At 37.7% G+C, this 9,299-nt stretch carries 8 protein-coding genes; 5 read left to right on the forward strand and 3 right to left on the reverse strand.

The features are described from left to right. Nucleotides 1-280: 280 nt before the first annotated feature. On the reverse strand, nt 281-412 hold the full coding sequence (locus OZD62_RS02310; protein WP_255322263.1) for a hypothetical protein: 132 nt from the start codon (nt 410-412) through the stop codon (nt 281-283). 127 nt (nt 413-539) lie between these two features. Here OZD62_RS02310 and OZD62_RS02315 point away from each other — a divergent pair, with 127 nt between their 5' ends. Both OZD62_RS02315 and OZD62_RS02320 read left to right on the forward strand, forming a co-directional pair. Next, nucleotides 540-3,194, forward strand: coding sequence for a 2-oxoglutarate dehydrogenase E1 component (locus OZD62_RS02315; RefSeq protein WP_275019351.1), 2,655 nt, complete (start codon nt 540-542; stop codon nt 3,192-3,194). A 244-nt stretch (nt 3,195-3,438) separates the two neighbouring features. Further along, the gene (locus OZD62_RS02320; protein ID WP_038198464.1) at nt 3,439-4,227 is read left to right on the forward strand and encodes a hypothetical protein; all 789 of its coding nucleotides are present in this window, start codon (nt 3,439-3,441) and stop codon (nt 4,225-4,227) included. A 130-nt stretch (nt 4,228-4,357) separates the two neighbouring features. Here OZD62_RS02320 and OZD62_RS02325 read toward each other — a convergent pair whose 3' ends face one another. Beyond that, complete coding sequence (locus tag OZD62_RS02325; protein WP_275019352.1) at nt 4,358-4,954, reverse strand: TIGR02217 family protein; 597 nt, start codon at nt 4,952-4,954, stop codon at nt 4,358-4,360. Nucleotides 4,955-5,144: 190 nt separating this feature from the next. Next, complete coding sequence (locus tag OZD62_RS02330; protein WP_010963174.1) at nt 5,145-5,903, reverse strand: DsbA family protein; 759 nt, start codon at nt 5,901-5,903, stop codon at nt 5,145-5,147. Nucleotides 5,904-6,159: 256 nt separating this feature from the next. Here OZD62_RS02330 and OZD62_RS02335 point away from each other — a divergent pair, with 256 nt between their 5' ends. The 3 genes from OZD62_RS02335 (at nt 6,160) to OZD62_RS02345 (ending at nt 8,968) form a co-directional block, all read left to right on the forward strand. Further along, entirely contained in the window at nt 6,160-6,312 is a 153-nt protein-coding gene (locus OZD62_RS02335) for a hypothetical protein (RefSeq protein WP_010081826.1), read from the forward strand. Between the two features lie 16 nt (nt 6,313-6,328). Continuing rightward, entirely contained in the window at nt 6,329-7,402 is a 1,074-nt protein-coding gene (locus OZD62_RS02340; protein WP_233395584.1) for a Fic family protein, read from the forward strand. An 87-nt stretch (nt 7,403-7,489) separates the two neighbouring features. Then, nucleotides 7,490-8,968, forward strand: a complete 1,479-nt coding sequence (locus OZD62_RS02345) for a UbiD family decarboxylase (protein WP_038198474.1) — start codon at nt 7,490-7,492, stop codon at nt 8,966-8,968. The last annotated feature ends 331 nt before the right edge of the window (nt 8,969-9,299 follow it).

The raw sequence follows: 9,299 nt of genomic DNA on the forward strand, positions 1-9,299 counted from the left end.
AGAAGCTATACTTTTATACTCACCAACTCAGTATCCAATCTGGATCCCAGTGTCGGCTACTCGGATGACATTATAGGGGCGCTGGCCTGACAATCGTCATCCCGCTACGTGTTAGCGGGATCTCTTGTTAGCGGCTGAGATACCGCGAATGAATCGCGGTATGACGGTTCGTGGCGGCGTGACGATAAGGTTTATACCTTGTCATCCCAGTGCGTGACACTGGGATCTAGCCTTTATTATGCAGCCACTTGGTTGAAATTAAGTCTTCTGGATCCCAGTGTCAGCTACTCGGATGACACCATTCTTTTTTCTGGATCCAAGTAGTCTGGGCACTGGGATGACACCATAGGGGCGCTGCCATTATAGAGTGAACCAGTGTCACGCACTGGGATGACACCCTGACAATCGTCATCCCGCTACGTGTTAGCGGGATCTATGTTCAGAGATACCGCGGCGGTATGACGTATAGAAACTAAAAAAGTTCTTTTTTAAAAAACTTAAGTTATACTTATAAGTATTTGATACTTTTTATAGTGATTATGTCGAGTTTAAGCTGCCTTTATGGTGATAATGCAGAATTTGTGGAAGAAATGTATAGCCGTTATTTGCAGGGTGATAAATCAATCGGGGAGGATTGGTATAGAATTTTTTCAAGCAATTTAGAAGTTAATAAAGCGGAGACCTGCGGTGCACAACATGTAACTAAGGTGGATGATTCAGTTTCTAGTTTAGCAAATTTTTTCAGATCTTACGGTCATTTTTTTGCGGATCTTAATCCGTTATTACCCAATGTGAATAAGGAAGTAGATTATCAGAAATATTCGAATCTATATCCGGCAAGTGACGCTGGAATCTATAGAGATATTTACTGCAAGAACATCGGTTTTGAATTTATGCATATCTCCTCTTATGAGGAGAGGATGTGGCTGCAGGAAAAGATCGAAAATCAAACCTATACGCTGAGTTCACAAGATAAAAAGGAAATACTGAGGCACTTGATCGAATCTGAGATGTTCGAGCAATTTCTCCATATGAAATTTCCTGGATATAAACGCTTTTCTATTGAAGGTGGAGAATCAGCTATCGTTGCAATTGAAAAAATCATTAGTGATTCTACGGTTTTTGGTATTGAAGAAATAGTCCTTGGCATGGCTCACCGCGGACGACTCAATGTTCTAACCAAAGTGATGGGGAAAGAATATGCGGCAATGCTGTCTGAATTTCAAGGCAATCTTGCATACCCAAGTGGTCTTGAGGTGTCCGGTGATGTTAAATATCACCTTGGTTACTCTTCTGATCGAGCACTTTCAGGTGGCAAAAAAATACATTTAAGTTTATGCCCTAATCCATCTCACCTTGAAGCGGTAAATCCGGTTTTGGCTGGAAGAATAAGAGCAAAACAGAATATAAGATCTGTGCTTGGCATATCAATTCATGGTGATGCGGCTTTCATCGGTCAAGGAGTGGTTGCTGAAACTTTAACCTTAAGCAATATTGAAGGCTATAAAGTGGATGGCATTGTGCACATTGTCATTAATAACCAAGTTGGTTTTACTGCTAACCCATGTTGCGCACGATCCTCTTTTTATTGCACTGATATAGCAAAATCAATAGAAGCTCCAGTGTTTCACGTCAATGGAGATAACCCGGAAGCTGTGAGTTTTGCTACAAGTCTGGCGATGGAATATAGGCAGAAATTTAAAAAGGACGTAGTAATTGACATAATGTGCTACCGCAAATATGGCCATAATGAAGGTGATGAACCGAATTTCACTCAGCCACTTATGTATAAGGCGATATCAAAGCATAAAACTCCTGGAACATTGTATGGAGAAAAATTGACTGCAGAGAAAGTATTAGATGGCGATGAAGTAAATAAATTGCGCAGTGAATTCAGGGCAAAATTAGATAAAAGTCTTGCTGAATCAGCGGCTTACACTCCAAAAAAAGCTGACTGGTTCGGTGGAGTGTGGTCAAAATTAAGAAGAGCAAAGCTGAACGATTTGAGCGAATACTACACGGATTCTGGTGTTCCGCCAGATGAGCTGAAAAAATTAGGTGTGCGTATAAATAGCAATATCCCAAGTAACTTTAACATTAACAATAAGGTTAGAAAAATACTCGATGGCAGAATAGACAGCATAAATTTTGGTAGTAATATAGACTGGGCAACTGCCGAAAGTCTTGCGTTTGCATCACTGCTCACAGAAAGAATAGGAGTGCGTTTATCAGGACAAGACTCTGGTCGTGGAACTTTCTCGCACCGTCATTCAAGGCTTGTTGATCAGGTAACGGAAGAAGCATTTATTCCGCTAAACAATATAAATGAAAAGCAAGCTCACTTTGAGGTCATAGATAGCGCACTATCTGAGTATGCTGTAATGGGCTTTGAATATGGATATAGTCTTGATTCTCCGTATTCACTGGTGCTCTGGGAAGGACAATTTGGTGATTTTGCAAACGGTGCGCAAATTATGATCGACCAGTTTATCGCATCTGCAGAAACAAAGTGGTTGCGATCAAGCGGTCTAGTTTTATTGCTGCCTCATGGTTATGAAGGACAGGGACCTGAGCATAGCTCCGCACGTATAGAGAGATTTTTGCAACTGTGCGCAGAGGATAGTATGCAGGTAGTTAATTGTTCCACTCCGGCGAATTACTTCCATGTCTTACGCAGACAAATGCATAGAGACTTTCGTAAGCCTCTGGTAGTGTTTACACCTAAATCGCTACTGCGCCACAAAAGAGCAGTATCTAACCTATCTGATTTTGAAGGAAAATTCCTCACAGTAATTCCAGAATGTAGAACAGGTTTAGTTTCGAATGATAAAATACGTAAAGTTGTAATATGCAGTGGTAAAGTTTATTACGACATATGTGAAGCACAAAAAATAAACGATATAGCAGTAATACGTTTGGAGCAATTCTATCCTTTTCCTGCAGATAAACTAAGTAATGAACTTGAAAAGTACAAAAACGCTGAAATTATATGGTGTCAAGAAGAACCAAAAAATATGGGAGGATGGTTTTTTGTCAACCCATTGATAGAAGAAGTGTTATCTAATCTCGATATCCAAGCAAAAAGACCTAAGTGTATCGCAAGACCTGCTGCTGCATCTCCTGCATGTGGTTATGTTAGTGTTCACACTCAGCAGCAGGAGGAGATTTTAAAGCAGGTTATGCAGGGGATCTAGCACAATTGTGCAAATATTGAAGCGAAAGCTGGCAAGCGAACATTGTTCATCAGATCTTGACGCTGGGCACTGCAGCCAGGCGCAATAGAAAACGCATTACACCAATAAAGCCCTTTTGGTACTCAAGCAAATATAAAAGATTTTTATTCTATTAAAAAAAATTTAATTTTTATTAAAATTTTCATTTATTTTTATTTAAAAAGTAAACATTATTAATATTTACTTTAATTAATATAGGATATATATGAATACAAAAATATTTGAGATGTTAATAAGGAGAACTGGTCTACGCAGAGATAGCAAAGCTGAGATCATACAGTTAAATAGAAATGAAAAAGCTTTTGTAGATGAGGATAAAGAATCTATCGAATTAGCTGAGGCCATTTTTGAAGAGAATAATATGTTTCGTTTCCGCAAATCAGGTCCTGCTATGGATTACATTTTGCACAAATTAATAAATGATAGGAAGCTTTTCGAGGAAATGAAAGATAGAGGTACAAGTATAATACGTCTTTTTTCTTTGTTATCAATGTATCATGGTCGTCTCAATTGCTGTGTTATAAGAAAAGGAGGGTGTATTACTGAGTGTGGCATACTTGATTACGCTGGCACCTATCCAGAACTAGTGCCTTTAGAGGACTTTATACTTATTGAGCCTTCCTCGTACCTCGAGTACATTGTGTTTGACAATGAGAATATCAGAAATAGGTTAGCTGAAGACTTAACTGAAGATAAAACAAAATTAGATATCTTTTTGAATGGAATTTTAGCAACAAAGAATTCGGATTTAGTATTATCTTGTATTAACAAGATAGAGGTTCTTAATGAGGAAGATAGATATTTTGTTAATCTCTTACAGAAAAACGGCATGCTAGACTACATCTTAAACAAAGATGATACAACACTTGCAAAATCAACTCTAAAGGAGTTGTTGAAGCTTTCTATTTTGCAGGAAGAAAAAAGCACTGAGTTAGAATCTCCCCAAGCTTCAAGTGTAAATGTTAGCAAAGCTCAGCAACATTGTAGTATATAGCTGGTGATAAAGTTTAAAATAATTGCATATACTGAGGCTCATTTAGGTATAGAGCCTCAGTGGTGCTTAATTTTTCAATTTATGGTAGACTAGTAGCCCTACTATGATGTGGATCTATGCTCGCTTATAACTAAAATTTCACTTCCACCAAGGGGATATTATTCCAGCTATTGCTTCCATAGTCATCGATAGAAGCGTTTAAGTAATCTGTATCAAAGCGCACGAGCACATCAAATTCGAAGCTCGCAGTGATTATTGCATCTTTTACTGGCGGTTTCATGAATGTTATTTCTCCCGTTGAATAATTTACTGAATATTCACTCTCTTCTTTACCATTTAAATAAATCTTTACTGTCCCATGCACTGGCTTTTTGATCATACGTATATGCTTATCTTCCCCACTTACATAAGTTTTGATTAGCTGAAAAGTCGTTTTTTTGTTATCTCCTATACCAATCTCTTGGTTGATGGCTATAAAATCCGACCAATCCTTAAAACGAAACCCTATTGCTTTACCTTTTCGTGCATGAAAAAATGTTATTAGTTCTAGTAGCTGCTCGTTTGATCTGACCCCGTAAGCTATGTTGTATCTAGTGCGTGCATGAGACCAATTGATGTTGCGCTGTTCACAACCATTGTGAGTTGTTACAACGTCAGTGGAAAATTCCGGTCCTCCAGTGGAACCATAAGATATATTTTCTGGAAATCTAATTTCTGTGAATGACATATGTCCTCCTGTGAAAGTAAAATAGTTTGGTTGAAGAAAATGTTGTAATTTGAAAGCGTTTCACATAGTAAATGACGCTATGGAAAGTGGATGAGACTACTGAGTTAAACTGCTGCCACACCCACAATTACTATACTCAGGTTCATTTGAGTTGTCAAGCAAAAAAATAAAATTTTATGGCAAACTGTAACTAGCCTTGCTTGTGACTTAATTCATCTACTTTTTTGCGTAATACATTCAAATCAGTTGCTCCTACAAACAGGCTATCTCCAATTATTAAAAAAGGTGTACCACCTACTCCCAAATCTCTTACTAGAAGCCTACTGTTGTTTATCATTTGCTCAATTTTGTCCGCGTTATCTTTTATGGAATCATTAAAATCGTCCTCATCAATCCCTATGTTTTTCACTATATCCAATATGCTTTCGTCTGAAAATTCTCCTTTGTGACTTAAAGCAGCATGGTGAAAATCGAAATATTTTTCTTTATCGAGAAAATAGACAGCTAAAGCACTTTTTGCTGCCTTTAAAGAAGCGTTACCAAGTATTGGAGCATCCCTAAAGATATACTTAATTTTGCCGTCGTTAATTAACTGCTTTATATCATTCTTTATAGCTTTGCAATGTCCACAAGAATAGTCAAGGAAGCCTACAGCTATAACACTACTATTTTCATTTCCGGAGTAAGGATAAGTAAGGTCAAATATTTGATCCTTGTATTGTGAAATTTTACTTTTGGTTACATTATCTCGAGCAGCGTAACTACTTTTAATCGACTCCTCTTTGAGAGTTTTTACGATCTTATCAAAATTTCTGCTTATATAATTATCTAATTTCTCACCTATATAATCATCGTTTAGCATTTGGCTGCGATTTGAAAGCCAATTGTTTATTATCGGCAAGCTTGCTATTGCTATTATTAAAATTAATAAAAACGATATTCTAGACATACAATTTATTTAAAAACCTACAATATAAAACTTTTAGTACACATTTATCTATATATTAAAAGAAGCATCTAATGTTAATATATAAAAACATTTATATCAAGTGTATTTTATAACCAGTTTTGCCTCAAATGCAAACTTTACACAATAAAACTCAAGCACATTACCACAAAGTTCATCAGAAGACTTGGTAGCAGAGGCGCGCGGAGCGTAGATTTAAGTTGTTTCCGCTGTGTATAATTTCCCGCGGAATAAACATATGAACGAGCCAATAATTGGTAGAGAAAAAGAAATAGCTATTCTACAAGACAAACTTCTTTCTCAATCAGCCGAATTTATTGCTGTTTATGGTCGGCGTCGTGTAAATGTTGTATTATCTGCATTTTATCAGCATAATATAGAAGTAATGTAATGCAGATATTATGCCGATGCCAAATTATACGATTACTTCTAAAATTGCTAGTTGTCTTATAAGGATTGAAGCAGCAAAAGAAAAAGTGTTACATTTGCCGCTCACTGTATCAATGCTTTTGTCTCTTCGTGAAACTGCACGGCTTTATACCACACACTATTCTACTATGATTGAAGGAAATCGACTTGAACCTAAACAGATTGAAGAGGTTTTAAGTGGTAAAAGCCACTTTCCAAAATATAGGAGAGATGAAAATGAGGTTAAAGGATATTATGCAGCTTTAACTCAAGTTGAACAATGGGCAGCAAGGAGAATACCCATTACTGAGAAAGCTGTTCAAACACTACATGCTCTAGTAATAGCAAGTGGAAAATCTAAAATAAAATCAACACCTTATCGTGATGGTCAAAATGTTATCCGCGATAGTCTTACACGTGCAATAATTTATATGCCACCTGAAGCAAAGGATGTACCAAAGCTCATGAGCAGTATGATTGATTGGATTCGTAACAGTGAGCAAGTGCCTTGCCCAATTATTGCAGGTATTGCGCATTATCAATTTGTAACAATTCACCCTTACTATGACGGTAATGGTCGTACTGCAAGATTGTTGACTACATTAATTTTACACCTTGGTGGGTATGACCTAAAAGGACTTTATTCATTGGAAGAATATTATGCTAAGAATCTAGGAGCTTATTATGAGGCAATCAGTGTAGGTCCATCGCACAATTATTATATGGGACGAGCTGAAGCAGATATCACTAAGTGGGTGGAGTATTTCGTAGAAGGTATGGCAAATTCATTTGAGAACGTTTTACAACGTATAAATGAAGAAGAATACCACACTGATCAGACTGATCTTATACGTAAGCTTGATCCTAAACAACGCAAAGCTCTTGAGCTCTTCCAGGAGTTTTCCGCTATTACAGCTAGTCAGGTTGGCGAACTATTTAATTTTAAGCCTCGTACCAGTGCGCAACTTTGTAAAAAGTGGGTGGAAATGGGGTTTATCAAGATTGTAGATTTTTCCAATAGAGGAAGGAAATACAAACTTAGTAAGCAATATGAAGATTTGATCTCAAATTAACTGAAAGCTCGCTAGACAGTGCATAGGTCAAATTTCAATAAAGTGCTTGAAAACTAGATATAAACTTAAAATTTTAAAAACTGGAATATGTACAACAACTTACGCGACTTCATCAAAGCCTTAGAAGAAAAAAAAGATCTGATTAGGATTAAGGAGGAAGTTTCAACAGTTCTTGAAATGACAGAAATTCATCGCAGAGTTTTGTCAAGCAAAGGGCCAGCGATCATTTTTGAAAATGTTATCACAGAAAATGGCAAAAATTCGATTCCAGTTTTGGTGAATTTATTTGGTACTATTAAGAGGATTGCATTGGGGTTGAACATAAATCCTGATGAACTAAGAGATCTTGGTAAACTTTTAGCATTTTTGCAATCACCTGAGCCGCCAAAAAACTTTAAGGATGCTATAAAAATGTTTCCTTTGTTGAAAGTCGTGTTATCGATGCGAAGTAAAGTCGTGAGCAAGGCTCCATGTCAAGAGGTAGTGCTAACCGGAGATGAAGTGGACCTAAGTCTACTGCCCATTCAAACATGCTGGCCAAATGAACCTGCACCACTTATCACCTGGCCGATTGTGGTAACAAAAGGACCCACGAAAGAAAAGCAAGATAATTTTAATCTTGGAATATATCGTATGCAGGTTATAGATAAAAAAACAACACTAATGCGTTGGCTTGCACAAAGAGGTGGCGCAACTCACCATAAGCGTTGGAAGGAAGAAGGCAGAGATATGAAATTTCCTGCTGCTGCTGTGATCGGTAGTGATCCTGCAACGATTATTGCTGCGGTAACTCCAGTGCCAGAAACATTGTCAGAATACCAATTTGCTGGACTACTGCGAAAGAAGCCGCTTGAGCTTGTAAATTGTAAGACTATTCCACTTCAAGTGCCAGCTCACGCAGAAATCGTTCTGGAAGGCTATGTGAGTTTGGATAGCTATCAAGACGAAGGGCCATACGGAGACCACACTGGCTACTATAATTCTGTTGAGCAATTTCCTGAATTTAATATTACTGCAATTACTATGCGCAAAAATCCAATTTATCTCAGCACTTTCACTGGCAAGCCACCTGATGAACCATCGATTCTTGGTGAAGCACTCAACGAAATTTTTGTGCCCATTCTTATCAATCAATTTCCAGAGATAGTGGACTTTTATCTGCCACCGGAAGGTTGCTCATATAGAATAGCGGTAGTGTCGATAAAAAAATCCTATCCAGGGCAGGCAAAAAGAATTGTTATGGGCATACTTTCCTTTCTAAAGCAATTTTTATACACGAAGTTTATTATCGTTGTTGATGATGATATAAATGTACGTGATTGGAAGGAAGTGATGTGGGCAATGTCAACAAGGATGGACCCTGTGCGTGATACAATCATGATAGAAAATGCACCTATTGATTATTTAGACTTTGCTTCCCCTGAAAGTGGACTTGGAGGTAAGATGGGATTTGATGCGACAAATAAAATCCCGCCTGAAACCAAACGAGAGTGGGGAAAGAAAATTGAGATGAGTGAGGAAATAGTAAGGAAAGTCGCGGAGAAGTGGGAGGAATATATGGACTAGACTTCTTGCATAAAAGCAGAAAAAAGTTTGGCGTTTTTTATAATGCCGCATTAACTGATAATTGTGATTTAAGTTCGTCACAGTGCCCTTTTTTTGTCATCCTATAGCTATACCGCTGCGGTATCTCTTAGCCGCTAACAAGTAGTGGGATGACGAGCTTATCGTCATCCTGCCGCGAACCGTCATACCGCGATTCATTCGCGGTATCTCAGCCGCTAACAAGCAGCGGGATACTTAGGGATGACGGTTGTTGTTTAGCTGTAAATATTAAGAAATTTACCAAATGAAAAAAAAGGCAAAAGAAGCCCTGGGGTTATTATCCGCTTTAAAA

Source organism: Wolbachia endosymbiont of Drosophila seguyi (genome assembly GCF_028981765.1).
Taxonomy (GTDB): domain Bacteria; phylum Pseudomonadota; class Alphaproteobacteria; order Rickettsiales; family Anaplasmataceae; genus Wolbachia; species Wolbachia pipientis.

Excerpts from the sequence above, each read along its gene's own strand:
- OZD62_RS02310 (WP_255322263.1), bottom strand. The coding sequence starts at position 412 with ATGACGATTGTCAGGGTGTCATCCCAGTGCGTGACACTGGTTCACTCT.
- OZD62_RS02315 (WP_275019351.1), top strand. The coding sequence starts at position 540 with ATGTCGAGTTTAAGCTGCCTTTATGGTGATAATGCAGAATTTGTGGAA.
- OZD62_RS02320 (WP_038198464.1), top strand. The coding sequence starts at position 3,439 with ATGAATACAAAAATATTTGAGATGTTAATAAGGAGAACTGGTCTACGC.
- OZD62_RS02325 (WP_275019352.1), bottom strand. The coding sequence starts at position 4,954 with ATGTCATTCACAGAAATTAGATTTCCAGAAAATATATCTTATGGTTCC.
- OZD62_RS02330 (WP_010963174.1), bottom strand. The coding sequence starts at position 5,903 with ATGTCTAGAATATCGTTTTTATTAATTTTAATAATAGCAATAGCAAGC.
- OZD62_RS02335 (WP_010081826.1), top strand. The coding sequence starts at position 6,160 with ATGAACGAGCCAATAATTGGTAGAGAAAAAGAAATAGCTATTCTACAA.
- OZD62_RS02340 (WP_233395584.1), top strand. The coding sequence starts at position 6,329 with ATGCCAAATTATACGATTACTTCTAAAATTGCTAGTTGTCTTATAAGG.
- OZD62_RS02345 (WP_038198474.1), top strand. The coding sequence starts at position 7,490 with ATGTACAACAACTTACGCGACTTCATCAAAGCCTTAGAAGAAAAAAAA.